The sequence below is a fragment of the Streptomyces sp. NPDC006197 genome (genome assembly GCF_040613865.1).
In the GTDB taxonomy this organism is placed as follows: Bacteria; Actinomycetota; Actinomycetes; order Streptomycetales; family Streptomycetaceae; genus Streptomyces.
The window spans coordinates 52,778-77,010 of record NZ_JBEXSZ010000001.1 but is presented as its reverse complement, the minus strand read 5'-3'; the positions used below and the strand labels follow the sequence as shown (position 1 = coordinate 77,010).

Genomic DNA, 24,233 nt, shown 5'->3' with positions numbered 1-24,233 from the left:
CCGCCCCCGCGACGCACCGGTATTCAGGGAATACGGCGCACCCGGGCGAACGCCGTCGACACCTGGACCAGCCAGGCCACTTCCTCCGCGAAGGCGGCCTCCCGGTTGACCGTCAGGAGGGGCGAGCCGTCGTCGCGGGGGAGTCTGATCGGCGCCCCCGTGGCTCTCTCGTGGAGGGCGCGGTGGAGGTGGAGCGCCTCGTCCACGGGCGAGTCCTCGGTGACGGCGGGTCCCCGGGGCCCGCAGAAACGATCCGTCAGGTAGGGGCGGAGCTCGACGCAGCCGTCGAGTATCTCTATGACGCGTCGGTAGAGCTTGTACTCGAGTCTCACCGGCGGCATCCACCGCAGCCCCGTCGGGGGAGGCGGTTCCAGGGCGACCGTGGGGATCTCCAGGTAGATCGCGCGCCACAACGGATAAAGGCGCAGGTACGAACGGTAGTTGGCCCACCACAACCTGGTCGCCGGCCCCCAGGAGGGGACCGTCAGGCCGAACAGCTCCAGGAGGGACCCGACGCACGCGAAGGTCCAGTAGAAGGGCTCCAACGGGCTCATGTCCCAGCCGAGTTGGGTGCCGACGACCTGGAAGCCCCGGATCGCGCAGTAGCTCAGGAGGGACGCGGCGCCCACCCCGACGGCCACCAGCCCCATGCGCAGGGCGCGGGAGTGGGCGATGCCCGCGTAGCGGCGGCACGTGCGCAGGACGTCCACCTGCCCGCCGGCGCACACGGCGAGGTAGAGGAGCATGTAGGCGGCGTTCTCGACTTCTCGCATGCCATGGAGGAGCGTCCCGTCGGCCGAGACGCGCAGCTGGTGGAGGTCTACCAGGAAGTACATGCACACCAGGACGAGGAGGACGGACTGGAAGGCGAGGATGCGTCGTCTCGCGCTCGGCCCCGCCTCCTCCGGCGGCCGGGACCAGTGGATGAGGACCACTTGCTGGGCCGCCGAGAAGACCACCACCGCGGCGTGCGTCATGACCGTCGTGATCTCGGGGTAGCCCAGGAGGTCGGCGATGGCCGAACGCATCCAGGCGACGTTCACCAGGAAGCAGAGTCCCGTGGCCAGGAAGTAGACCCCGAGCGCACGGAGGGTGGGGTCGACCCACCTGCGTACGAGCTCGGGCAGGCGGTAGAGGAACGCCGCCAGCCCCGCTCCGGCGCACAGATGGACCAGGAAGGTGTTGACCGCGCCCACTCAGGCGACCGTACGGGGGTGTCCGACGGTGTTCTCCACCCGGGCCAGGACGGCCGCTGCTTCGGGAGCGAGGGGCGGATGACTGCCCCGTGCCCGCCTGCGAGCTCGGGTCAGCAGGAGCGAGGCCATGAGTTCCGCCTCCTGTTCGTCCCGCTCGCAGTAGCCGGAGCGCTGGAGGACCCCTTGGACGAGGTCGGGGGAGAGGTCGGGGAAGAGCTCCAGCGGTATGCCGTACTTCTGTCCCGCGGCCCGACCGTGTTCGCACAGGATGTGGGACAGCTCGTGCGCGATGATGTGTTCCTGGTGTGCCCTGCTGGTGTTCGCCTGGTAGACGATCAGGTCCGCCGCCGAGGTGGCGATCCACAGGCCGTGCAGGGAGGAGCTCTCCAGTTCCACGGGTGCCAGGCGGATGGGGCGTCCTGTGCGACGGCTCACCTCGGCGCACAGCTCCTCGATCCCCGAGCCTCGGGGGATGCCGAGATCGTTGATCACTTTGCGGCAGCGTTGTCGTAAGCGCCGGAACTCCGCTCTCGGATCGGTGATGGACGCCTGGTGTTCCCCTCCGTCCCGACAGCGCGCCGCCAGTACGCCCATCCCCCACATGAACACGTACTTCCTCCGAGTTCCTTCCGGGCCGACGGGTTCACGCCGTCGCGTCACACCTGCGGCGATCCGTCGTCGCCGGCCCCCAAGCCCTCCACATCACGCAACTGGTTGATCAGGTTGGCGATGCTCTGCCGGCTCGACTGCGAAAGACCGCTGGCGCGCAGAGCCAGGCTCCGCACATCCGCCTCCTTGAGCGCATCGAGGAGGGCCAGCTGCTCGTCGACGCGCTCCGCGTGGACGTCGTCGAGGAAATAGGCGGGCTGCACACCGAAGTAGCGCGCCAGCGCCTCCAGGTGCTTCTTGGTGGGATTGATCTTCCGTCCGGTGCGCAACTGCCAGATGTAGGTCGCGCTGATGGTCTTCTCGCCGGCTGTGATGTTGATCGATGTCGCGACCTCGTCGTGGGAGGGCGAGCGGCCGTTCGGGCGGGCGCGGAACAGGTGGTCCAGCTTCTCGGCGAGGGTGCGCACCTGGCCGACAGCGTGGTGATCAGCAGCGGTCTCGTCGCTCATCCGGCTGTGCTCCTTCCGAACCGCCGAAGTCCTTGCGTCGGGAACTCTACCCAACGGGTTAACGGCGAGTGATCAGTTGGCCGAAAGGTGCCCTCCCGCATGCCCATCGGCAGGATAGATTCAGGTCAGTCATCAACTCATGTGAATGGGCCGGCTGTCAGGCATCCCGGCCAACTACCGTATCCGCAGGCCGGGCGTCTTGCCGAAGCTTTTTTCGGATCACCGACCAGGGCCTCGGCTCGACGACCGGCGGGCAACCGCCCCGATCGCGAGGAGGCCCTTCGTTGGTTGCCTTACGCCTTTCCGTCGAAGATCTGTCCCGTGTCCGTTTCACGCACACGCTGGGCGCCGCGTTCGAGGCCCACCTGGCCGAGGCCAGGTACGCGGGCACCCGACAGGACGGATTCTCCGAGTGGCGGCGCAAGGTGAGACGGCGACTCCGTCACCGTGTCCCGACTCCCGCGCTTCAGGGCCTGTCCGGGCCGCCGCCCTCCGCGGAGGGACGCCTGTTCCAGAACGCGGCGGTGGAGCCCTTCTGGCAGCGCATCCGCGGCCATCTGGAGCAGGAGAACAACGCGAGGCTCCGTTCGGTTCTGTCCGAAGGGGTCGAGGGTGTGCTCAACCAGCTCCACCCCGACATCGGATGGCAGGCGCCCTACCTCCGGGTGGACACCGCCACCGGTCCGGAGGAGATCGAGCTCGCCGGCGAGGGGCTGCTGATCACGCCCTCCCTCTTCGCGGAGCACCCCTTCGTCCTGGAGGCCGACAGGATGCCCCAGGGGGTACCCGCCCTGGTCTACAACATCTTCCTCGACGCCGATACCGCCATGGACATCTGGAGGGAAGAGGAGGAGGACAGGGACGCCTCGCTCCGCGAACTCCTCGGCCACACCCGGGCCAACGTCCTCGCGTGCGTACGCAACCCCAAGACCACCAGCGAGATCTCCCGCTGTCTTCACATCTCGAACCCCTCCGCGAGCAAGCACGTCGGTGTGCTGCGCCGGTCGGGACTCGTGTCCACGGCCCGCCAGAAGGGCTACGTCGTGCACAGCCTCACGCAGTTGGGCGAAGCAGTCCTCGGATGACGAAGGGTTTGGACCCACCATGACCACGAAGACCCCCTGGCTCGCGACCCATCGGGCCCGTACGCCGGCGGCACGCCGCCTCATAGCCTTTCCGCACGCCGGTGGAAGCGCGAGCTTCTTCCGTTCGTGGGTGCCCCACCTCGACGACGACGTGGAACTGGGCGTGGTCCAGTATCCGGGCAGGGAAGGACGGATGGCGGAGCCTCTGGTGCCTTCCATGACGGAGCTGGCGACAGCCGTGGCGGAGGCCGTCGCCGCGGACAGGGCCGGACGGGAGACCGTCTTCTTCGGCCACAGCATGGGTGCCGCGGTGGCGTACGAGACTCTTCGTCTGCTGACGGCCGCCGGTTCGTCCACCGTCACCCGCCTCTGCGTCTCCGGACGGCAGCCCGACGGCGCGGAAGTGGTCACCGCTCCCCGCCACCGAACCGATGGCGAGTTGCTCGCCTCCATGGGGGCACTCGGTGGCACCCGGTCGGACGTGCTGGAAGACCCCGATCTCCGGCGGATGGTCCTCGACATCGCCCGCAACGACTACTACCTGATCGACAGTTACCGACGGGACCCCGATGCCGCGCGGCTCGACGTGGAAGTGGTGGCCCTGATGGGTGAAGAGGACGCGCAGACCGCCTCTCCCCGCATGGAGGAGTGGTCGTCCGTCACGACGGGGCCGTTCTCGCTCCACGTCTTCACCGGCGGACACTTCTATCTGGCGGAGCACGCGGAGAGTGTGGTGCGACTCGCCACCGCCACATCCGTCGGTTCGCCCGGCTCCCGGCCCGTTCGAGGTGAGTGACGCCGCGCTCGGTCCGGATCCGCCGGAAGGAATCACGTCGTTGCGCTGAGCGGTGGCGGAGAGGGGAGGGGACGGCCGGGGAACGCCGGCCGTCCCCGGGCGGGACTCGCGGCCCCGGGCAGCTACTCCGGCCGCTTCTGGACCACTCCCATGACCTCCAACATCTCCCACTGCCGCATGGCCATCCAGCTCGCCCTCCTGGAGCACGACGACCTGCTGCGCGCGTACGCGTCGGAGGACTACGAGGAGAGCTCGACGACCTGGTCGCCGGCGCGCATCGGCGTCGCCCACCACTTCGCCGCCGCCCTGGTCCTGCCGTACCGGGCCTTCCACGCCGCCGCGGAGGAGACCCGCTACGACATCGAGCGCCTCGCCGACCGCTTCGGCGTCGGCTACGAGACGGTCTGCCACCGCCTCAGCACCCTCCAGCGCCCCCGCCTGCGCGGGGTCCCGTTCTCCTTCGTCCGGGTGGACCGGGCCGGCAATATGTCCAAGCGGCAGTCCGCCACCGGCTTCCGCTTCTCCCGCGCGGGTGGCACCTGTCCCCCTCCGGAACGTGTACGAGGCGTTCGCCGCGCCCGGCCGGATCCACGTCCAGGTGGCCGCCATGCCCGACGGGCAAGCGCTACCCGTGGACCGCCCGCACCGTCACCCGGCACCGCGGAGGCTGGGGTGAACCCGGCAAGACCTTCGCCATCAGAGGTCGCACGTAGTGCCCGTAGCGTCGTGTGGAGGAGTTGCGGAAGCCGTCGGAGGGGAACGCGGAGGGCGCACGCGAGGTGGGCCGTCGGGTCATCGGGCGAGCGGGCTCAGGAAGGTGAGCGCGGACTCCCTCTCCTCGATCAGCGGCTGGAGCGCGGCGTTGAACGGTGGGCCGTAGGGGGCCGCCAAGTGGGTCCGGAAGGCGGCTTCGTCCGTGTAGACCTCGAAGATCCAGTAGGACCGGGGAGCGGCTTCCTTGGTGTACACCTCGAACGCCAGGTTCCCCGGCTCTTCACGGACACGGACGGCGTAGTCCTCGACCAGTTCGGCGACGCGTTCCTCGTTTCCGGGGAGCACGGTGAACTCGGCCAGCAGCGTTTTCCTCATGTCTGTCTCCTGTCTCCCGCCGGCGGCACCGGCAGGGTGGAACGGTGTGGAGGCGATGCCGGAGCGGTACGCCTCCACACCGTCAACGGATCCGGGCAGGTGGTTCAGTCGCGGTACGACCGCACCTGACGGACCTTGGCGCCGTCCAGGCGGGCGGAGCCGCCTTCGGCGAAGAGCCGGATGCCGTCGCTGTCCGGGCTCGGGAAGATCTGGTCCGTGATCACGGCCTCTCCGTCGCCGCCGAACACCTCGACCGAGGACCAGTCGACCAGGACGCGGAGCTCGATCTTGCCGTTCCGGGCCGTCAGCGGCGCGCGTTGGACGCCGGGGAAGTCGCCGTGGAAGTCGACCGCACCCGACCGGGTCCGGTCGACGTACAGCTCCTGGGTCTCGGTGTCGTAGCCGATGACCGTCTCCTGCCCCTCGCCCGTGCGGACCGTGAACCCGAACCGCTCGGCGTCGCCCGGGGAGAACGTCGCCCGGACGTCGAGCGCCTTGCCGTCGGCGCGGCCCCCTGCCAGTGGCACGGAGCCTTCCGCGATCTTCGTGTCGCGCACGTCGACAGCGGGTCCGGCGTACAGCGACTCCACCGTGGACACCGGCTGTTGAGTGAGCCGGAGCCGGCCGTTCACGGTGCGCAGCGCCATCTCGCGCGGAATGCTCTGCGCGCTGCGCCAGGGAGAGGTCGGAATGTCGTTGCCGTACTGCCAGTTGTTCATCCAGCCGATCATGCGGCGCTTGCCGTCCGGGGCGTCCTCCCAGGAGACGGCCGCGTAGTAGTCCTTGCCGTGGTCGACCCACGAGGCCCGCCGGACGCTCGGGACCGCCGGCCGGTCGGCGGCGACGAAGTGATCGGCCAGGACGTGGCCCCAGCCGGCCTTGTTCATGTCGACGATCTGGATGACGGCCTGCTTGCCCTGGTGGGCGCGGAGGTCGAAGGACGCCCAGTCCAGGCTGCCGCCGTTCCCGCCGGTCTCGCTCTGGACGACCTTGCCGTCGATGAGGAGATTGACCGCCGTCTCGGTCGAACGGGGGCGCGCCGGGGTGTCGGACTGCATCACCTGGTCGAGCAGGATGTGACCCCAGCCGCCGGTGTTCCGGTCGACGACCTCGATGTGCGCGGTCCGGCCGGCGAGGTCGCCGACGTCCCAGGAGGTCCAGTTGAGCTCTTCCGAGTCGGTGCCGGTGGCGCTGCGCACGGTCTTGCCGTCGACGACGAGCCGGACGGCGGTGGGCGTGTCGGATCCGGAGGGGTGGTTTCCGCCGCCGATGAGGAAGTTGATGTGCTTCGCGGTGAGGGTGAACCCGGGCGAGGTGAGGGTGCCCGTGGTCGCGTCGCCGTCGAGGAAGCTGTTGACCAGGCCGTCGCCGTCATGGCCGGCCACCGGGTTCTGCCCGGGGAGCGTGCCGCGTGCGGGGCCGTTGCCGAAGGCGGTGCCCGTGGTGGTCCAGGAGCCGTAGCCGTCCTGCTCGAAGTCGGCGAGCACCTCTCCCGCGGGCGCGGGGGAGTCGCCCATCACGGAGCCGGGGACGTGCGGGTGACGGCCACCGGCCACCTTGAAGTTGAGGTACGGGCTGTTGACGGTGAAGGGTGGTGAGGTGAGGGTGCCGGTCTCGGCGTCACCGCTGTGGAAACTGTCGACGAGTCCCCGGCCCTCGTAACCGCTCGTGCCCGACGTGCCGGGCGCGGGCGCGGGGACCGGTCCGTCGCCGAAGGCGGTGCCGGCCGTCTGCCAGGTGCCGTAGTCGGCCCCTTCGAAGTCCTGCACCACCACTCCGGGCGGAGGCGTGTAGGAGCCGTCGTCGTCGGCGGTGAACCGCTTGCCGTCGAAGTCGCCCACGAAGTACTGGGCGGCCGAACCCCCGGCGATGCCACCGGGGTTGATGTTGACGACGAGCACCCACTTGATGCGCTTGGGGTCGCCGTCGACGGGCAGCGGAAACAGGTCCGGGCACTCCCAGACGCCACCCACCGCGTTCTGCGGGCCGAAGTCGCTCAGATGCGTCCAGCTCTTGAGGTCCTTGGAGGAGTAGAACCGGACTTTGTGCTCGGCGGACAGCGACACCGTCATCAGCCAACTCTTGGTGGGGGCGTACCACTGGACCTTGGGATCGCGGAACTCCTTCGACCCGATGTCGAGCACGGGGTTCCCGGCGTACTTGGTCCAGGTGCGGCCGCGGTCGGTGCTGTACGCCAGGGACTGGGCCTGCTTGCCGCCGTCCTTGAAGTGGCTGGTGTAGACGGCCACCATCGCGGGGTTCTCCTTGGTCCCGAACCCCGTGGTGTTGTCGTGGTCGACGACGGCGCTGCCGGAGAAGACCATCTCCTCGTCGTCGTGCGGGATGGCGAGGGGGAGTTCCCGCCAGTGCACCAGGTCCTTGCTGACGGCGTGGCCCCAGGACATGTTCCCCCAGGTGTCGCCGCTCGGGTTGTACTGGTAGAAGAGGTGGTACTCGCCCTTGAACCAGACCAGTCCGTTGGGGTCGTTCATCCAGTTCTCCGCGGGGCTGAAGTGGAACTGGGGGCGGTACGTCTCCGTGTACGGCCGGCTGACCTCCGCCGCCGCCTGCGGGGCGACGGCGGTGACGGTCAGCGCGCAGGTCGCGGCCGCGGCGGTGACGAGGCGCAGCGGGACACGACGGCGTGCGGGGGCTCGGCTCATGGTTTCTCCTGCACTGTGGGCGGCGGCGTCGTACCCGCGTCCGCTGCGGTGGTAAGACGCCGGGGGGATTCGCAGTGCCGGGCGGTGGGGGCGACCCGGAAACGGGATGTCATCGATGACATGTGACAGCGATGACATCCGCTGGGGAGTGATGATGTGCGGGCTCCGGGCGGCACGTCAATGCCCTGGGCCGGGTTCGTTCGGTCCGCCCGGTCAGCCGGCGAGGCGCCCGGCCGCAGGTGCAGGCAGCCGCAACTGGCCGGCCCACGGCGGGTTCGGCCCGACGACGCCGCAGGTCAGCGCCGCCACCCGGGAGGCGAAGGCGCAGGCGTCGAAGACGTCGTCGACCCGCAGGTCCGTCAGACGCCCGCCGAGGAGTCCCTTGGCGCCGAGATGGTGCAGGAGTCCGGCGGTGAAGGAGTCGCCGGCGCCGACGGTGTCGACCACGTCGGTCAGGGGCGCCGGCACGACGACCCGCTCGCCGTCCAGCGAGGCGACCGCGCCGCGCTCCCCGCGGGTGATCACGACGAGCGGGACGCCCGCCGCGTGCCAGGCGTCGCAGGCCCGCTCGATCGTGTACTCGGGCAGCAGCAGCTCCAGGTCGTCCTCGCTCAGCCGGAGGACGTCCGTGAGCGCGCACCAGCGCGGCAGGCGTTCGCGGTAGACCTCCGGCGCCACGAGCAGCGGCCGGACGTTCGGGTCGATGGAGATCGTGGCCGTGGCGGAGGCGCGGGCGAGGAACTCCTCCACGACCGTGCCGCCGGGCTCGCACACCAGGGCCAGGGAGCCCGAGTGCAGGCAGGCCGTGGAGGCGAGGTCCGTCGCGGCGAGTTCGTCCGCCGTCCACTGCCAGTCCGCGGTGCCCTGAGCGTGGAAGGAGTACGCCGCCCGGCCCTGGGCGTCGAGTTCGGCGACGGCCAGCGTGCTGGGCTCGGGTGCGTGTACGGCGGCCGTGAGGTCGACGCCCGAGGCCTCCAGGTGACCGCGGAAAAGACGGCCGAAGGCATCGTCGGACAGCCGTGCCAGGAAGCGGGCGGGCGTGCCCAGGCGGGCGAGCGCCACGGCTGTGTTCGCCGGACCGCCGCCCGGCAGGACCCGCAGGGCGAGCTCGCCCGGCGTGGGCGCGGGGACGGTGAAGGCGTCCGCGACGCATTCTCCGAGGACGGTGACCAGAGGCAGGCGCATGGCTCATCTCTCCAGGTGGGCAGCGCGAGGAGGCTGCGTTTGCAAGGGGCCTTGAGGAACCTCGTGGAGAGCGCTGCTCTCCGTGTGAGGCGGTGCGGGCGGCGTTGCCGATTTGTGACGGCGCCAAGGCATTGACGTTTCCGGGTGACGGAGTTCATCATCCTCCGCAAGCGGTGTCAACGATGACATCGGTCAACGATGACACCGCTCGTGCGCTCGACAGCAGCAGTCCCTTCGCGCCGCGGCCCTTCGACCCGCGCGGCCGTTCCGCCCCCGTCCAGCAGGAGATCAGTCATGCTTCGCAGAAACCGCACCCTCCGCGTCTCCACCGGATTCACCGCTCTCGCCGCCGTCTCGGCGCTGACCCTGACGGCCTGCGGCTCCGGTGCGCAGGGAGGGTCCGGCGGCGGTGGAACCAAGGTCGGGCTGATCACCAAGACGGACACGAACCCGTTCTTCGTGAAGATGAAGGAGGGCGCCGAGCGGGCCGCGAAGGACAGCGGCGTCGAACTCGTCAGCGCGGCCGGGAAGTTCGACGGAGACAACGCGGGACAGGTCACCGCCATCGAGAACATGGTCAACTCCGGTGTGAAGGGCATCCTCATCACGCCCAACGACTCCAAGGCGATCGTCCCCGCCCTCGAGAAGGCACGCGCCAAGGGCGTCCTGGTCATCGCGCTCGACAGCCCGACCGAGCCGCAGGACGCCACCGACGCCCTGTTCGCCACCGACAACGTCAAGGCGGGCGAGCTCATCGGCCGGTACGCCAAGGCCGCCATGGCCGGCAAGGAGGCGAAGATCGCCACCCTGGACCTCGCGCCCGGCGTCGCGGTGGGTGTGCAGCGCCACCAGGGCTTCCTCAAGGGCTTCGGCGTCGCGGAGGGCGACCCGTCGGTCGTGTGCATGCAGGACACCGGCGGCGACCAGGCCAAGGGCCAGATGGCGATGGAGAACTGCCTCCAGAAGCACCCGGACATCAACGTCGTCTACACGATCAACGAGCCGGCCGCACTGGGCGCCCACACCGCGCTCAAGGCGAAGGGCCTGGAGAAGAAGGTGCTGGTCGTCTCCGTCGACGGCGGCTGCACCGGCACGAAGGCCGTCAAGGAGGGCAAGATCGCGGCGACCTCGCAGCAGTACCCGCTCGAGATGGCGTCCCGGGGCGTCAAGGCGGTCGCCGACTTCGCCAAGGGCGGCAAGAAGGCCTCCGGCTACACGGACACCGGCGTCACGCTCATCACCGACGCGGCCGAGCCGGGTGTCGACGCCAAGGACACCGCGTACGGCCTGGAGAAGTGCTGGGGCTGAGTCCCGCCTCAGGGCGCGCTGCGGAAGTCCGCTCCCGGCCGACCTTCGCACGGCCGACCTTCGCACGGCCGACCCTCGCACGGCCGAGCAGTCCGCACCCGACCTCCCTGTCCCCGAGGCCGGAACGCGCGCCCCTCCGGGGATCACCCCTGCGGCATCCCCCGGCGAACGCCTCCCGCGGCGGGCGGCCCTCCGGCACGTCACGCCTGACGAACCCCGCTCCGCCGACCATCGACCACCGGCAAGGACCACCATGACTGCCACACCCCTGCCCTACGACCAGCTGAAAGGGCCGACCACGGTCCGCCGGCTGCTCGCCACACCGACCACGGGCCCCCTCGTCGCCCTGCTGCTGGCCTGTGTCTTCTTCTCCCTGACGACCGAGCAGTTCCTCTCCGGCGGCAACTTCTCGCTGATCGTCCAGCAGGTCATGGTCGTGGGCACGCTGGCCATCGGTCAGACCCTGATCATCCTCACCGCCGGCATCGACCTCTCCTGCGGCGCCGTCATGGCGTTCGGCAGCATCGTCATCGCCAAGACGGCTGCCGAGGGCGGCCTGCCGCCGCTCGCCGCGATCGCTCTCGGTCTGCTCGTCAGCGCGGGCTTCGGCCTGGCGAACGGCCTGCTGGTGCAGCTGATCCCGCTCCCGCCGTTCATCGTCACCCTCGGCATGCTGAACGTGGCGTTCGCCCTGACCCACATCTACTCGGCCGAGCAGACGATCACCGACCTCCCGACGCCGTTGACCGCCCTCGGCGAGACGTTCCCGCTCGGCAACACCGACATCACCTACGGCTCGCTCGTGACGATCGCCCTGTTCCTGCTCTTCGCCTACGCGCTGAGCGGCACGTCCTGGGGCCGGCACGTGTACGCGCTCGGCAACAGCCCCGAGGCCGCCCGCCTCAACGGCATCCGCACCTCCCGGCTGACGATCGGCCTCTACACCCTGGCCGGAGCCGTCTACGGAATCGCCGCACTGCTCCTGATCTCCCGCACGGGCGTCGGCGACCCGCAGGCCGGCCAGACCGACAACCTGGACAGCATCACCGCCGTCGTCCTCGGCGGCACCAGCCTCTTCGGCGGGCGCGGCTCCGTCCTCGGCACCTTCATCGGCGTCCTCATCGTCGGTGTGTTCCGCAACGGCCTCCAGCTGATGGGCGTCGCCTCCATCTACCAGACCCTGATCACCGGCGTGCTGGTGATCCTGGCCGTCACCGTCGACCAGATCTCCCGGAAGAAGGCACGATGAGCACCGCCGACGTCACGCCCGTGCTCCAGGCCCGCGGCCTGGTCAAGCGGTACGGCCATGTCACCGCCATCGACGGCGCCGACTTCGATCTGCTGCCCGGTGAGGTCCTCGCCGTCATCGGCGACAACGGCGCCGGAAAGACGAGCCTGATCAAAGCCCTCACCGGTGCGCTCGCCCCCGACGAGGGCGAGATCCGGCTGAACGGCGAGCCCATCCGGTTCACCGGGCCGCAGAGCGCCCGGCAGCACGGCATCGAGACCGTCTACCAGGACCTGGCCGTCGCCGCGTCCATGGACATCGCCTCCAACATGTTCCTCGGACGGGAACTGCGCCGACCGGGCTTTCTCGGCAGCGCGCTGCGCATGCTCGACAAGAAGCGCATGCGCCAGGAGGCAGCGGCCCACATGGCCGACCTCAAGATCGGACTGCGGTCACTGACGCAGCCGGTGGAGACGCTCTCCGGCGGTCAGCGCCAGGCCGTGGCGGTCGCGCGGTCCGTCGCCTGGGCCAAGAGCGTCGTCGTGATGGACGAGCCCACCGCCGCGCTGGGCGTCAAGGAGTCGGGGCAGGTCCTCGACCTGATCCGCCGAGTCCGCGACAAGGGCATGCCCGTGGTCCTGATCAGCCACAACATGCCGCACGTCTTCGAGATCGCCGACCGCATCCACATCCACCGGCTCGGCCGTCGCGAGGCGCTGATCAAGCCGTCCGACCATTCCATGGCGGAGGTCGTCGCCATCATGACGGGGGCGCTCAGGGTGAGCGACGATGGAGGTACCGTCGTTGCCGACGCGGATGCCGCCGAGGCGGCAGGCGTGTCCGCCCACTGAGTCGCCACAGGGGCGACGCCGCGCGGACCACAGGGACGCCGCACAGGCAGGACAGCGGGACCGGCCCCGGGCAGGGGCCGGTCCCGACGAACGCACAGGAACGGTGGTACATGGCCGCGAACCGCCGCCCCACACTGGCCGATGTCGCCAGGGAAGTGGGCGTCAGCGCCAAGACGGTGTCCCGGGTGCTCAACGAGGACGGGCCGAGCTCCCCGGAGACCCGCGAGCGCGTGCTCGCCGCGGTCGCGAAGCTCGGCTTCCAGCCGAACCTGATGGCCCGCAACATCCGTGTCGGAGGGCCCGACACCACCGTCGGCCTGGTCGTGCCCGACCTCGGCAACCCCTTCTTCGGCACCGTCGCCGGTGGCATCGAGGACGTCGTGCGCAGCCGCGGCCTCACCCTCCTCATGGGCTCGTCGGCCGAAGACCCGGACCGGGAAAGGGCGTTGATCCAGACCTTCCTCGCCCGGCGCGTCAGCATGCTGATGGTCGTCCCCGCCTTCGGAGCCGATCACAGCCATCTCAAGGCACCGCGCGCGGCCGGTCTGCCGGTGGTGTTCCTCGACCGGCCGGGAGTCGGACTGTCCGCAGACTGCGTGGTCAGCTCCAACCGGACCGGCGTCCACGAGGGCGTCTCCCACCTCATCGCCCGCGGCCACCGCCGGATCGGTTTCATCGGAGACCTTCCCGCCAAGCTCTACACCCGGCGCGAGCGGCTCGCCGGCTACCGCTCGGCGCTCGACGAGGCCGGTCTGCCCTACGACCGGACCCTGGTGACCGGCGCCCACAGCCAGGAGACGGCCGCCGCCGAGACCACCGCCCTCCTTGACCTGCCCCATCCCCCCACCGCCCTGTTCGCGGCGAACAACATCACAGCCCTCGGGGTCATCGCCCAGCTCACCCGCGCGGGGCGCAAGGACGTCGCCCTGGTCACCTTCGACGACCTCCCGCTCGCCGATGTCCTCGAACCGGCCCTGACCGTCGTGGCCCAGGACCCGGCGGCCGTCGGCGAGGCGGCGGCCAGGACCGCCCTCGCCCGCCTGGACGGCGACCGCACCCGCGCCCGGACCGTCATGGTCCCCACCCGTCTGGTGGTTCGCGGCTCCAGCGAACTGCTTCCGCACCCCGCCGAGCAGGCACCGGCCAGGTGACGCGGTGCGCGGTGGACCGGGCGGGGGTCCGGGTGACGGGCCCCGACCCCGCAGCCGGGGCAGCGTCCACTTCAGTGCGGCGTCGTTGGTCCTGGGGTGGATCACCTCGGCGAGCACCGCGGCCGGGGTGATCACCGGGAGGTCGGCGTCGAGCGACTCCACGTACGCGCATGCATCGATGAAGTCCTGCCCGGGAAGGCCGGTCTGCTCGGGGGCCGCATACGCCTCGGCCGGAATGCGGCGGGCTCCTGGGAGGGGCGATCGGTCTTGTTCGCTTCCATGCCGTACGGCGTCCCAGCGGTGCCGCGAGGTGACAGAGTCGCCCCGCTCGATGGCGTACCGCTCGCCTTCCGACACCTGGGCTTCACATGTATCGCGCCAGGCAGGGGAGTTACTGAGGCGTGGGCGTTTCCGCGATCCGGAGGCGCGGCGATACAGTCCGGCGGTGACAGGGCCGGCGACCAGGGGGAGGGGCCGACGTGTTGGAGGTCGTGGCGCTCAGTGCGCTGACCACGTTCCTGCTGGGGGTGGGGAACGGGGCCGCCGGGGAGATCGGCAAGAACCTGGCCCTGTCGACGGGGGCTCTGGTGAGACGGACCCTGGGGCGGGAGGCTCCGTTGCCCGCCGGCGCGGAGGACCGTCGGGTGCTGGCGGAGCGGGTGCATGCGCGGTTGGGCCGTGACCCGCAGCGGGCCGGAGAGTGGGCGCTGATGCTGGAGAGCGTCACGGACGGGGCCGTGGAACCGTCTCGGGGCGCGATGCCCCCGGCGCCGTGGGCGTTCACGAACCAGGAGAAGGTCCTCAAGCAGCTGTTGCGGGAGGCCGACCGCCCTTGGGAGGGCCGGCCCCGGGTCGTCCTGCTGTCGGGCCCCGCGGGCAGTGGCTCCACCTCGGTGGCCCTTCGACTGGGGGCGGAGGGGCGCGACCGGTTCCCCGACGGGCAGTACTACGTCGATCTGCGCGACGCGTCCGGGGAGACCGGGCCGGAGCCGGCGGGCGTCCTGCTGCGGCTGCTGCGCGAGATGGACGTGGACCCCGACCGGACACCGGCCACCGAGTCGGGCCGTGAGCGGCTCTACCGGCAGCTCACCGCGGGTCGGAGAGCGCTCGTGGTGATCGACCACACGACCTCGCTCGCGCAGGTCCGCGGCCTCGTGCCGTCGACGCCCGACGTCCTGCTGGTGGTGGTCGTCTCCGGGCCGCCGCTCCTGCTGGAAGCCGAGCGCGTCGCCGTACCGCCGCTGACCGACCGGCACGCGAAGCAGCTCGTCCGGAAGGTCGCCGGGCCGGAGCACGCCGCCCGGGTCAAGGCCCAGCTGCCGGGGGTCCTCGAACGCTGCCGCGGCAACGCGCTCGCCCTCCACACGGAGGCGCGGCTGCTGACCCGGGACGAGCCGCCGTCCGCAGCCGTGTCCCGGACCGGGGCGGGGCCGGACCATCCGGTCCGTGCGGCCGCGCACCTCGCGTCGCTCGGGCTGGGTGCGGAGGCGGTGCGCCTGTGCCGGCTCACCGCGCTCGGCGCCTGGCCGTCCATCAGTGCCACGATCGCGGCGGCCGCCGCCGACATGCACGAGGTGACAGCCGCCCGCCTGCTCGACGAGGCGGCGGACGCCGGACTGCTCGAACCCCTCACCGACCGGCGGTACCGCTTCCGGCCCGAGATCCGGAGGCAGCTGGCCGAGACCGCCGCCGCCGAGTACGGGATCGGGAAGTGCGCGGACGCCGTGGACCGGGTCCTCGGAACGCTGCTCGCACGGGTGCTGTCCGCGTCCCGCGCGGCCCTGCCGGAAAGCTGGAGGACCGAGCCGCCGCCGGAGCACCGGGCCGGAACCGGTGCCGTGCCGGACGGCATCGCGGTCCTGACGGCCGAGGTGGCGAACGTGGCCCGGGCGGTCGCCGTGGCCGAGGAACACCAGCACGTGGACACCGCCCTCTGGTTGGCCCGTTCCCTGTGGCCGCTGCAGCTGAAGGCGGGGTACTGGGACGAGATCCTTCCGGCGCTCCGGGACGCGGCGAGGTATGCGGAGGAGAGCCGCGCGGACGAGCGGATGACGGCGGCCCTCCACTTCCAGCTGGCGCACTGCCTGGGGGAGACGGGACGGTGGGAGCAGGCCGGCCGGGCGGCCCGGGCGGCCGTCACCTACGAGCGGGCGGCCGGCCACCGGCGGGGCGAGGCGTCCGCCGTGGAGCTGCTGGGCCTGTTGAGCCTGAACCGCTGGTCGTTCGAGGAGGCGTACGAGCGGTTCACCGAGGCCGAGTCCGTCTACCGGAGGATCGGGCCCGGCGAGGAAGGCGCGGCCGACCTCCCGAGGGCCCTCGCGCTGATCGAGCGCCATCAGGGCAGGGCCCTGCGCGGCCTGGGCAGGCTGGACGAGTCCCGCCGGCGCCTGGAGCGCGCCGTGGACTTCTTCGCGGGACGTACCGGAGCGCCCCCGGAGGCGTACAACCGGGCCCGCGCCCTCACGGACCTGGCGGAGACCCTGCACGACGCCGGCGACGACGCGGCGGCGCTGGCCAGGATCGCCGAGGCCGAGGTGCTGCTGCCTTCCTCTGCCGTCCCGCATCGCGCCTACCTCGCCGGACTGCGGCGGCGGTGCGAGGCGGGCGCGGCCCGGTAGCTCAGCCGATCGCCTCCGCGCGGAACGGATGCACGCCGCCGGCGGTGTGCATCCGGAGCACCACCCCCTGCGCGGGGACCGCGCCGCCGTACGCCAGCCAGACGTGGAAGGCGGAGGCGTACGCGGCCGGATCCGCGTCCGCCCCGGCGTCGTCGTCGGCGGACAGGCGGAACGTGCCGTGCCGCCCTCGGCTGCGTACGACGCAGGTGTGCGGCCCTGTGACGTACACGGCCGTCGAGCAGTGGGGGTGGAGGCGCAGCACCTCGTCGGTCCACGCGCCGGGACCGCCCAGCCGGGGGTCGTCCGCCTGCCCGTCGCGCGTGATCACGTCGGCCGTGTCGAGGTCGCTGGGGTGCCGCGTCTCCTCGTGCACGGCGAGGTGCGCGTCGCCGGCCGCCCCGGCGGGATGTCCGGTGGACCGTTCGACGGCGATGTCCGTCCCCTCCGCACGGGTCCGCACGTGCAGCGGGGCCGTCACCTTCCCCGGACGGTACGGAGGGAGCGGGAGCGGCTCCAGGGACGCGGGCCCGGGCGGCTCGGGAAGGTCCATCGACGCGTAGAAGTGCCGGCGCAGCAGCTCGGCCGACCGCCCCGGATCCGAGGTGACGAACCCGGCGGGGGAGGGATCCGGACGGTGCGCCCCGAGCAGCCGTTCCACCTGGGGAAGCAGCGGAGCACGGTGATCGAGCCGGGGCGCACGACGGACGAACTCCGCGAGCGGCGTCTCGGCATCGAGTACGCCCGTCCCGTCGGCGGCCAGCAGTACGGGGGTGCCCAGGGCTGCGGCGTAGTAGGACACGGCGCCGAAGTCCCCGAGGACGAGATCGGCGGCGAGGAGGGCCTGTCGCCACGCGTGGACGGGGTCGATGAGCGTCAGCCCGCTGCGTCGGGCCCGGTCCAGCCACGCCCTGATCTGGCCGGGCCCGTGGCCGTACCAGATGTTCGGGTGGAGAACAGCGGCCAGACGGTAGTCGTCGGCCGGCAGCTCGGCGGCGAGCCGGGGCAGAAGCCCGGGGAGGACGTCCTGTCCGCCACCGCTGCCGAAGAAACCCTCGGGGTTCCACGTCGAGTTCAGGACGACGAGTCGCTGACCGCGACGGACCCCCAGCGCACGCCGGAACCTGTCCCGGTACGGACGCGCGGCGAGCATCCGGTCGAAGCAGGGGTCCCCGGCGAGGACGGCCGAGGGGACCGCCTGCGCGCAGACCCGGGCCAGACGTTCCAGTTGCTCGGGGTGGGAGAGAACGAGCCCATCGACGAAGGGACGCCCACCGGACAACAGCCACTCCGGCGACAGCCCGAACGTCGGCGTCCCGGCTCCCGGCTCCCGGCTCCCGGCTCCCGGCTCCCGGCTCCCGGCTCCCGGCTCCCGGCTCCCGGCTTGTCTAGTTTTTTAGTGTATCCGACCCCATGTGAGATGACCGTCAAATTGCCCTGGATCAGGTCGAGTTCACCGCCGAAGCTCGCTGAGATCGCCAGGTCCACGGGAGTCGAGAGCGCCTGCTTCCATGGCAGTTCGGGTAGCTGCAGGTCGTGGAAGAGCTCACGGATGCCGCCCTGGAACGCGGAGGAGCCCGTCGACGTGACGAGTACCTGGACGCGGAAGTCGTCGTGGAACAGGGGCAGGAGATCCATCAGGCGGCCGGCGGACGTGACGTTGTGCACCACCAGCAGGACTCGCCGCGGGACGGTTCGACTCGTCCACTGACCGGACCCTTCCCCGACCGGTACGCGGATCGCCGGGGGTTCTGGCCCCACTCGTAACCTCCTGAACGAGCACGGTGTCGTCGCGCGAACACCCTATCCGTGCCCGAGGCGTTGCCGTGATGCCGGAGGAGCGGCTCCCGGCACCCTGGCCTTCGGGTCGGGATCGATGAATAGGGTGGCAAATACCCGGTCGGGAACCGGTGTCGGCCTCGGAGGGCGGGGGAGAATGCGGCGTGGGTGGGTGAAGGGGACTTCGACCGCTGTGGTGTTGCCTTCGGCGGTACGGGTGGGACTCGGGGGGATCGCGGGTCTTGCCGCGGTGGTGGTCGCCGTGCTCGGGGTTCTGTACGCCGACGACGGCCGGCCCGGTGTGGTGGACGTGCGGGTCCAGGCGGCGGTGGGCGGTGCGGCGGGGCCGTGGCGGTACGGCGCTGAGGTCACGGACTTCCTGGGGGAGCCCGTGGGGGCCGCCGCGCTGGTCGTGGCCGCCGTGACCGGGTGCCTGCTGCTGCGGTGGCCCCGGGCGGCCGTGCTCCTCGGTGTCGGGGTCGGTGTGGCCGTCGGGGTGGCCAGGCTGCTCAAGGCCCTGGTGGGGCGCACCATTCACGGTGACAACCTGTCTTTCCCGAGCGGGCACACCGCCTTTCTCACCGCCTTCGCCCTTGTGGTGGCGCTGCTCGTGACCGGGCGGCTCGGCCTCGGCAGGACGGCCGGCACGGTGGTCGTGTTCACCGCGGCGCTCGTCGCCGGCGCCGCCATGGGCTGGGCGCAGGTCGTCCTGGGCGCGCACTACCCGACCGACGCCCTCGGCGGCTGGTGCACCGCTCTGGCGGTGGTACCGGCGACGGCGTGGGTCGTCGATCGGGTCGTCGGCTCCGGTCGGTGAGGTCGCGTCACGCCTGGCGGCGGAAGACCGGCTTCACCGGCCGGCCCGCCAGCCACGGTGTGGGGTCCCCGGTGTCCAGTGCCTTTCGGTAGACCGCGCAGGCCTGGGCCACCACGTCGACGGTGTGGTCGATGTCGGTGTCGTCGAGCGCGCTGCTCACCACGAACGACGGGGCCAGGACCCCGCCCGCGAGGAGTCGGCGCAGGAACAGGGTGCGGTACTCCTGCGACGGCTGCCCGTTCTCGTCGAGGGTGGCGAAGACCAGGTTGCTGGCCCGGCCCCGTACGACCACGTGGTCACCGACGCCCATGGCGGTCGCCGCTTCGCGGACGCCGGCGGCCAAGCGCTCGCCCAGGGCGTGCAGCCGGGCGGTGATGCCCTCTTCCGTGTAGGTGGTCTGTACGGCCATCGCGGCTGCCAGGGAGTGGGTCTCCGCGCCGTGCGTGGTGGAGAGGAGGAACACCCGGTCGTCGGAGTGGCGCAGGCCGCCCCGCTCCATCAGGTCGCGGCGGCCCGCCAGCGCGGAGACGGCGAACCCGTTGCCCAGCGCCTTGCCGAACGTGGAGAGGTCGGGGACGACTCCGTACAGGCCCTGGGCGCCCGCCTCGGACCAGCGGAAACCGGTGATCATCTCGTCGAAGACCAGGACGCAGCCGTGCCGGTCCGCGAGTGCGCGCAGGCCCGCGAGGTAGCCGGGCGGAGGATCGGAGTGGGTGGCGGGCTCCAGGATCAGGCAGGCGATCTCGCCCTCGTGGCGGGAGAGGAGCTCCTCCGTGGCGGGCAGGTCTCCGTAGGGGAAGGTCACCGTGAGGTCGGTGGCCGGGATCCCCGCCGACATCGGCGTGGTGCCGATGAACCAGTCGTCGACCGAGAAGAACGGATGGTCGGCGCAGAGCGCCACCCGCGTGCGCCCGGTGACGGCACGGGCGAGGCGTACCGCCGCGGTGGTGGCGTCGGAGCCGTTCTTCGCGAACTTCACCATCTCGGCGGTCGGGACGGTGGCGAGGAAGCGCTCCGCCGCCTCGGCCTCCAGGATCGACGGCCGGACGAAGTTGCTGCCCCGGTCGAGTTCCCGCCGCACCGCCTCGACCACGCGCGGGTGGGCGTGGCCGAGGCTGACCGACCGCAGGCCGGAGCCGTACTCGACGTAGCGGTTGCCGTCGACGTCCCACACATGGGCGCCGTGGCCGTGGCTGATGACCGGGGCCAGGTTCTCGGGGTACTGGTCGTCGCCCTTGGCGTAGGTGTGCGCGCCCCCGGGGATCATGGCGTGCAGGCGCTCGTTCGCCCACCGCGACCTGGGGAGCTCGAACTCTTCGGTGTCCACGCGGACCTCAGCTCTCTTTCTGCTTCAGGACCTCGGCGAGGCTCGGCGCCTCCCGGTCCCGCTGGGACATCGACGTGACCGGCAGCGGCCAGGGGATGGCGAGCTCCGGGTCGTCGAAGGCGATCGTCACGTCCTCCGCCGGATCGTGCGGGCGGTCGATCCGGTACGAGGTGTCGGCGGTCCCGGTCAGCGCCTGGAAGCCGTGCGCGCACCCCGCCGGGATGTACAGCGTCGCCTGCGTCTCGCCGGACAGCTCGAAGAAGGCCCGGCCCAGGTACGTGGGCGAGTCCGGGCGCAGGTCGACGACGACGTCGAAGACCTTCCCGTACGAGCAGCGCACCAGTTTGGCCTCGCCCGCGCCGGAGCGCAGGTGCAGGCCGCGGAGCACGCCCCGGACCGAGCGGGACAGGCTGTCCTGGACGAAGGCGTCCGGGTCGATGCCGACCGAACGCACCACGTCGGCGTCGAAGGTGCGGCAGAAGAAGCCGCGCTCGTCGGCGTACGGCGTCGGTTCGAACAGGTACGCGCCGGCGATCTCCGGGACTTCGGTCGCTTTCATGGAGCCTTCCGAGAGGTTGTACGGAACAGAGTCGTCGTCAAGGCGGCGAAGTGGGCGGTGAGTTGCCGTGCGACTGCCTGGTTCCGCTCGGTGAGCGTCTGCCGCAGCTCCGCCGAGCGCTTCTCCAGCTCCCGGAACTGTTCGAGCAGCCGGTCGGCGTCGACCTCGCGCGCCGGATGGCAGTACTCGGCGAGGCCCATCTGCGCCATGAGGGCGTCGCTCTTCGCCGCGTAGGTGACCGCGAGCACCGGAGTGCCCGCCTTCAACGCGCAGATCAGATTGTGGTAGCGGATCGCCACCGCCGTTTCGGCGGCCGCCATCTCCTTCGTCAGGTCGGCCAGCGAGGCCGTCTCGGCGGCGGTGACCAGCGGCGAGTCCACCGCGCCGAGGATCGCGTCGACCACCGTCGCGTCGACGTCGTCGCCGGTGAGCAGCCGGACCGGCCTGCCGTCCTCGACCAGCGCGCGGACGAAGCGGATCGTCCCGTCGAGATAGCGCCGGTGGATCTCCTCGGCCCGGGCACGGTCGTCGTTGCCGCCGTGGAAGGCCATGACGCCGACGCAGACCAGGCCCGGCGGGCCCGCCGGGGCGGGGGCACCTCCCTGCCCGAGCGAAGCCGAGAGCTTGGGGGACGGCGGCGTCGGCAGGGAGAACGCCAGGTCCGGGTACACCTCGTCGCGTGCGGTGTCCACGCCCATCGCCCGCATGGCGTCGCGGGACTGGGCGTCCCGGTACGACCGGTACGCGGCGAGCCGCGCCGACCAGCGGACCAGCGCCCGGGTCGGCCGGTCGCGGATCGCGGCGGCGCCGACGCCGACGAGCGCGACCGGGGTGCCGAGGAGCCGGCCGGTCGCGCAGAGCAGGAACAGCGAGTACGGGAAGCCCCACGGCCGCAGGGGCAGCGTGGCCTCCAGGACGCCCATGCCCGGGACGATCACCACGTCGTGCCGGCGCACCCAGGCGGCGGTGCGGAAGGCGTCGACGAGTTTGCCCAGGCCCTTCCCCGCGATCGCGCCCGCGCGCGACGCGGTCCGGTACTCCCCGCGGTACCAGTGGAGGCGGGTCGCGGGGATCCCGAAGCGGGCCGTGACCGTCTCGGGCCCCCCGCACAGCGCGTCGACGACCGCCCCGGGGTGCTCGGCGCGGAGGTACCCGAGCACGGCCTCCAGCGATCCGTCGTTGCCGAGGTTGCCGGAGCCGAGCAGGCCGAAGACCCCGACGCGGACGGCGGTCACCGCAGCCTTCCCTCGCGCCCCGCGACGAGGTCGTCGACGGAGACGGCGAGCCGGGCCGGGTCGACCGGCGCGCGGTCCTCGACCCGCTCGCCGGCACCCGGCCGGGCCCGGCTGGACATCCACGCGGCCAGGTGGCCGTAGCACGCCCGCCGGTCGGCCACGGACAGCGGCGCCCGCCGGATCGCCGAGACGAAGCCCAGGACGTACTCGGCGAGCAGCCGGGGCGTCGGGTGCAGCGGTCCCGCCCGGCGCGGGTCCAGGTTGACGCACCGGGAGCGCTTGGAGGGGTTCGCCCGCTCGGCGCGGGCGGGGTGGTCGCGGCGGAAGTACAGCAGCTCCGGCACCTGGTGGAAGGGCCCGTGCAGGCCGATCTCGCAGACGAACGTGCGGTCCGCGTGGTGGTAGCTGTCCATCGGCTTCACCCGGCGCAGCACGTCGGCCCGTATCACCCCGTAGAAGTCGTCGCCGCCGGGCTCGAACAGCATGCTGCGGAAGCGCTCCGGCGCACGCCGGGAGGCGGTGGCGAGCGTGTACTCGTACGGGACCTTCACCCGGCCGTCGGCGTCGATGACGGCCTGGTCGGCGTGGGCGAGGATCACGTCCGGCCGCTCGTCGAGCGCGTCCACGCAGCGCCGCAGCAGGTCACGCGCGTACAGGTCGTCGTGCGAGGCCCACTTGAACAGTTCGGTGCGGCACTCGGCGAACAGCCGGTTGTGGTTCGGCGTCGCGCCGATGTTCCGGGGCAGCCGGAGGTAGCGGATGCGCGAGTCCCGCGCCGCGTACTTCCGGCAGATGTCCTGGGTCCCGTCGGTCGAGGCGTTGTCGGATATGACCAGCTCGAAGTCCTCGTAGGTCTGGCCGAGCAGGGCGTCGAGCGATTCGGCGAGGTACTCCTCGCCGTTGTACACGGGCAGGCCGATGGTCAGCCTGGGTCGGGCGGTCATGAGGTCCTCACTTCGGGGATGGGGTTCCGGTGGTGCTCGCGCAGGGCGGAGCGCAGCTGCAGCCACCACACGGCCGAGCCGGCGGCGGTCGCGGCGGCGACGCCCCAGGCCGAGCCGACGGTGCCGGCCAGGACGGCCCCGCCGAGCCCGCCGGCGACGTAGCAGGCGGAGGCGAACAGCTGGACGCGCAGGCTGCGCCGGGCCGCGCCGAGCGCGCGCAGCCCGGCCGCCGCGCCGGTGCCGAGGCCGGCGCCCGCGACGCCGAGCGTGGCCGGCACGATGAGCTCCGAGGCGGAGGGCCAGACGCCGCCGAGCACGAGCTCGCCGAGCCGGTCCGGCACGAGCAGCAGCGCCGCGCCCCAGAGCAGCGCGGCGACGGCCTGCCCGCCGCCGAGCAGGAGGCAGAACCGGCCGAGGCGGTGCGGGGCCCGGCGCAGCACCCGTGCCGCCTCCGCGACGGTGACGAGGGACAGCCCCATCAGCAGGGCGAGGAACGGGCCGAGCAGGAGTTCGGCGCCGCGGACCGCGCCCACCGCGCCGACTCCGACGATCACGCCGAGCCCGTACGACCGCAGCTGGCCCGCGCCGCTGAGGCTGCCGTTCTCGACCAGGTACCGGTAGCCGAGATCGCGCTGCTCGCGCAGCCATCCGCGCGCCCCGGTCGTCCGGGGCCGGACGCCGGACTGGAGCAGGCCGTACGCCGCGGCGACCGCGGCGGACGCGCCCCAGGCGAGGACGAAGGCGGCCACGCTGTCCACGCGGGCCGCCACGACCATGGCCGGGACGAGCGCGACGCCCCACACCAGGTCGTTGACGAACGCCTTCCGCCCGGCACCGGCGGCGAAGAAGGCGAACCGCCAGGCGTCCTGCAGCAGCAGCCCCGGCAGGACGACGCCCAGGCAGGCGAACGCGGTCCCCACGCTGCCGCCGAGGGCGAGCCCGGCCAGCAGGCACACCGCGCCGACGGCGGCGCCGACGGCCAGCGCGGCGCCCGTCGACCGGGCCGCCGCCCCGCGCCAGGCCGTGTGCGGCACGCCGCTGAAGCGCACCACCAGCGGATCGGTGGCGAGCCCCCGGGAGGCGCCGAGCACCACGCCGTAGGTCACCCACGCGAGGCTGAACACGCCGAAGGCGGTCACCCCGAGCGAGCGCGCCACGTAGAACCCCACCACGAAGTTGGACATGCTGGAGGCCGCCTGGTCGGCCAGTCCCCAGGACAGCCGGCCGACGACGGCCCGCCGGACGGACCGGGCCGGTGCCGTCTTCTCCTCCTCCTCGGTGGTCATC

20 protein-coding genes and 1 pseudogene are annotated in these 24,233 nt (G+C 71.8%); 9 read left to right on the top strand and 12 right to left on the bottom strand.

Going from position 1 to position 24,233, the window contains the following annotated elements:
* Positions 1–23: 23 nt before the first annotated feature.
* The 3 genes from ABZ318_RS00315 to ABZ318_RS00305 all read right to left on the bottom strand — a co-directional run bounded on the left by ABZ318_RS00315 (position 24) and on the right by ABZ318_RS00305 (position 2,314).
* Entirely contained in the window at positions 24–1,196 is a 1,173-nt protein-coding gene (locus tag ABZ318_RS00315; protein ID WP_356900236.1) for an MAB_1171c family putative transporter, read from the bottom strand.
* Entirely contained in the window at positions 1,197–1,688 is a 492-nt protein-coding gene (locus tag ABZ318_RS00310; protein ID WP_356900235.1) for a toxin, read from the bottom strand. It abuts the gene before it with no gap.
* Between the two features lie 164 nt (positions 1,689–1,852).
* On the bottom strand, positions 1,853–2,314 hold the full coding sequence (locus ABZ318_RS00305; protein WP_356900234.1) for an XRE family transcriptional regulator: 462 nt from the start codon (positions 2,312–2,314) through the stop codon (positions 1,853–1,855).
* Positions 2,315–2,598: 284 nt separating this feature from the next.
* On the opposite strand from ABZ318_RS00305, the gene ABZ318_RS00300 reads away from it, so the two are divergent.
* From ABZ318_RS00300 to ABZ318_RS00290, 3 genes and pseudogenes are all read left to right on the top strand, one after another.
* Positions 2,599–3,399 carry a winged helix-turn-helix domain-containing protein gene (locus tag ABZ318_RS00300; protein WP_356900233.1) on the top strand — a complete coding sequence of 267 codons (801 nt, stop codon included), beginning with the start codon at positions 2,599–2,601 and terminating at the stop codon, positions 3,397–3,399.
* Positions 3,400–3,418: 19 nt separating this feature from the next.
* Positions 3,419–4,195, top strand: coding sequence for an alpha/beta fold hydrolase (locus ABZ318_RS00295; protein ID WP_356900232.1), 777 nt, complete (start codon positions 3,419–3,421; stop codon positions 4,193–4,195).
* A gap of 174 nt (positions 4,196–4,369) precedes the next feature.
* A pseudogene (locus ABZ318_RS00290) lies at positions 4,370–4,893 on the top strand (short-chain fatty acyl-CoA regulator family protein); the annotation flags it as partial.
* A 94-nt stretch (positions 4,894–4,987) separates the two neighbouring features.
* Here ABZ318_RS00290 and ABZ318_RS00285 read toward each other — a convergent pair.
* From ABZ318_RS00285 to ABZ318_RS00275, 3 genes are all read right to left on the bottom strand, one after another.
* Positions 4,988–5,284, bottom strand: a complete 297-nt coding sequence (locus tag ABZ318_RS00285; RefSeq protein WP_356900231.1) for an antibiotic biosynthesis monooxygenase family protein — start codon at positions 5,282–5,284, stop codon at positions 4,988–4,990.
* Positions 5,285–5,388: 104 nt separating this feature from the next.
* Positions 5,389–7,947, bottom strand: a complete 2,559-nt coding sequence (locus tag ABZ318_RS00280) for a GH32 C-terminal domain-containing protein (protein ID WP_356900230.1) — start codon at positions 7,945–7,947, stop codon at positions 5,389–5,391.
* 213 nt (positions 7,948–8,160) lie between these two features.
* The gene (locus tag ABZ318_RS00275; RefSeq protein ID WP_356900229.1) at positions 8,161–9,132 is read right to left on the bottom strand and encodes a carbohydrate kinase; all 972 of its coding nucleotides are present in this window, start codon (positions 9,130–9,132) and stop codon (positions 8,161–8,163) included.
* 294 nt (positions 9,133–9,426) lie between these two features.
* On the opposite strand from ABZ318_RS00275, the gene ABZ318_RS00270 reads away from it, so the two are divergent.
* The 5 genes from ABZ318_RS00270 (at position 9,427) to ABZ318_RS00250 (ending at position 16,288) form a co-directional block, all read left to right on the top strand.
* A complete protein-coding gene (locus tag ABZ318_RS00270; protein WP_356900228.1) occupies positions 9,427–10,440 on the top strand; it encodes a sugar ABC transporter substrate-binding protein in 1,014 nt (337 codons plus the stop codon).
* 253 nt (positions 10,441–10,693) lie between these two features.
* On the top strand, positions 10,694–11,689 hold the full coding sequence (locus ABZ318_RS00265; protein ID WP_356900227.1) for an ABC transporter permease: 996 nt from the start codon (positions 10,694–10,696) through the stop codon (positions 11,687–11,689).
* Positions 11,686–12,519 carry an ATP-binding cassette domain-containing protein gene (locus ABZ318_RS00260; protein WP_356900226.1) on the top strand — a complete coding sequence of 278 codons (834 nt, stop codon included), beginning with the start codon at positions 11,686–11,688 and terminating at the stop codon, positions 12,517–12,519. Before ABZ318_RS00265 ends, ABZ318_RS00260 begins: the two co-directional genes overlap by 4 nt.
* Positions 12,520–12,629: 110 nt before the next feature.
* The gene (locus ABZ318_RS00255; RefSeq protein WP_356900225.1) at positions 12,630–13,670 is read left to right on the top strand and encodes a LacI family DNA-binding transcriptional regulator; all 1,041 of its coding nucleotides are present in this window, start codon (positions 12,630–12,632) and stop codon (positions 13,668–13,670) included.
* 479 nt (positions 13,671–14,149) lie between these two features.
* Positions 14,150–16,288, top strand: coding sequence for an ATP-binding protein (locus ABZ318_RS00250; RefSeq protein WP_356900224.1), 2,139 nt, complete (start codon positions 14,150–14,152; stop codon positions 16,286–16,288).
* Between the two features lies 1 nt (position 16,289).
* Here the strand turns inward: ABZ318_RS00250 and ABZ318_RS00245 are convergent, their stop codons facing one another.
* A complete protein-coding gene (locus ABZ318_RS00245; RefSeq protein WP_356900223.1) occupies positions 16,290–17,567 on the bottom strand; it encodes a hypothetical protein in 1,278 nt (425 codons plus the stop codon).
* Between the two features lie 654 nt (positions 17,568–18,221).
* Here ABZ318_RS00245 and ABZ318_RS00240 point away from each other — a divergent pair.
* A complete protein-coding gene (locus ABZ318_RS00240; protein ID WP_356900222.1) occupies positions 18,222–18,881 on the top strand; it encodes a phosphatase PAP2 family protein in 660 nt (219 codons plus the stop codon).
* A gap of 7 nt (positions 18,882–18,888) precedes the next feature.
* Here ABZ318_RS00240 and ABZ318_RS00235 read toward each other — a convergent pair whose 3' ends face one another.
* From ABZ318_RS00235 to ABZ318_RS00215, 5 genes are read right to left on the bottom strand one after another with little or no spacing between them, the layout of a single operon-like run.
* A complete protein-coding gene (locus tag ABZ318_RS00235) occupies positions 18,889–20,208 on the bottom strand; it encodes a glutamate-1-semialdehyde 2,1-aminomutase (RefSeq protein WP_356900221.1) in 1,320 nt (439 codons plus the stop codon).
* Between the two features lie 7 nt (positions 20,209–20,215).
* A complete protein-coding gene (locus ABZ318_RS00230) occupies positions 20,216–20,767 on the bottom strand; it encodes a dTDP-4-dehydrorhamnose 3,5-epimerase family protein (RefSeq protein ID WP_356900220.1) in 552 nt (183 codons plus the stop codon).
* Positions 20,764–22,002 (bottom strand): polysaccharide pyruvyl transferase family protein, encoded by a 1,239-nt coding sequence (locus ABZ318_RS00225; protein WP_356900219.1) that lies wholly within the window; start codon positions 22,000–22,002, stop codon positions 20,764–20,766. Before ABZ318_RS00225 ends, ABZ318_RS00230 begins: the two co-directional genes overlap by 4 nt.
* On the bottom strand, positions 21,999–22,946 hold the full coding sequence (locus tag ABZ318_RS00220; protein WP_356900218.1) for a glycosyltransferase: 948 nt from the start codon (positions 22,944–22,946) through the stop codon (positions 21,999–22,001). Before ABZ318_RS00220 ends, ABZ318_RS00225 begins: the two co-directional genes overlap by 4 nt.
* On the bottom strand, positions 22,943–24,232 hold the full coding sequence (locus tag ABZ318_RS00215; protein ID WP_356900280.1) for a hypothetical protein: 1,290 nt from the start codon (positions 24,230–24,232) through the stop codon (positions 22,943–22,945). The genes ABZ318_RS00220 and ABZ318_RS00215 overlap by 4 nt, the downstream gene beginning before the upstream one ends.
* Position 24,233: the final 1 nt, after the last annotated feature.

Bases quoted from the DNA above. Each gene is read 5' to 3' on its own strand.
- ABZ318_RS00305 (WP_356900234.1), bottom strand. From the start codon at position 2,314: ATGAGCGACGAGACCGCTGCTGATCACCACGCTGTCGGCCAGGTGCGC.
- ABZ318_RS00295 (WP_356900232.1), top strand. From the start codon at position 3,419: ATGACCACGAAGACCCCCTGGCTCGCGACCCATCGGGCCCGTACGCCG.
- ABZ318_RS00285 (WP_356900231.1), bottom strand. From the start codon at position 5,284: ATGAGGAAAACGCTGCTGGCCGAGTTCACCGTGCTCCCCGGAAACGAG.
- ABZ318_RS00280 (WP_356900230.1), bottom strand. From the start codon at position 7,947: ATGAGCCGAGCCCCCGCACGCCGTCGTGTCCCGCTGCGCCTCGTCACC.
- ABZ318_RS00275 (WP_356900229.1), bottom strand. From the start codon at position 9,132: ATGCGCCTGCCTCTGGTCACCGTCCTCGGAGAATGCGTCGCGGACGCC.
- ABZ318_RS00270 (WP_356900228.1), top strand. From the start codon at position 9,427: ATGCTTCGCAGAAACCGCACCCTCCGCGTCTCCACCGGATTCACCGCT.
- ABZ318_RS00265 (WP_356900227.1), top strand. From the start codon at position 10,694: ATGACTGCCACACCCCTGCCCTACGACCAGCTGAAAGGGCCGACCACG.
- ABZ318_RS00260 (WP_356900226.1), top strand. From the start codon at position 11,686: ATGAGCACCGCCGACGTCACGCCCGTGCTCCAGGCCCGCGGCCTGGTC.
- ABZ318_RS00255 (WP_356900225.1), top strand. From the start codon at position 12,630: ATGGCCGCGAACCGCCGCCCCACACTGGCCGATGTCGCCAGGGAAGTG.
- ABZ318_RS00240 (WP_356900222.1), top strand. From the start codon at position 18,222: ATGCGGCGTGGGTGGGTGAAGGGGACTTCGACCGCTGTGGTGTTGCCT.
- ABZ318_RS00230 (WP_356900220.1), bottom strand. From the start codon at position 20,767: ATGAAAGCGACCGAAGTCCCGGAGATCGCCGGCGCGTACCTGTTCGAA.
- ABZ318_RS00220 (WP_356900218.1), bottom strand. From the start codon at position 22,946: ATGACCGCCCGACCCAGGCTGACCATCGGCCTGCCCGTGTACAACGGC.
- ABZ318_RS00215 (WP_356900280.1), bottom strand. From the start codon at position 24,232: ATGACCACCGAGGAGGAGGAGAAGACGGCACCGGCCCGGTCCGTCCGG.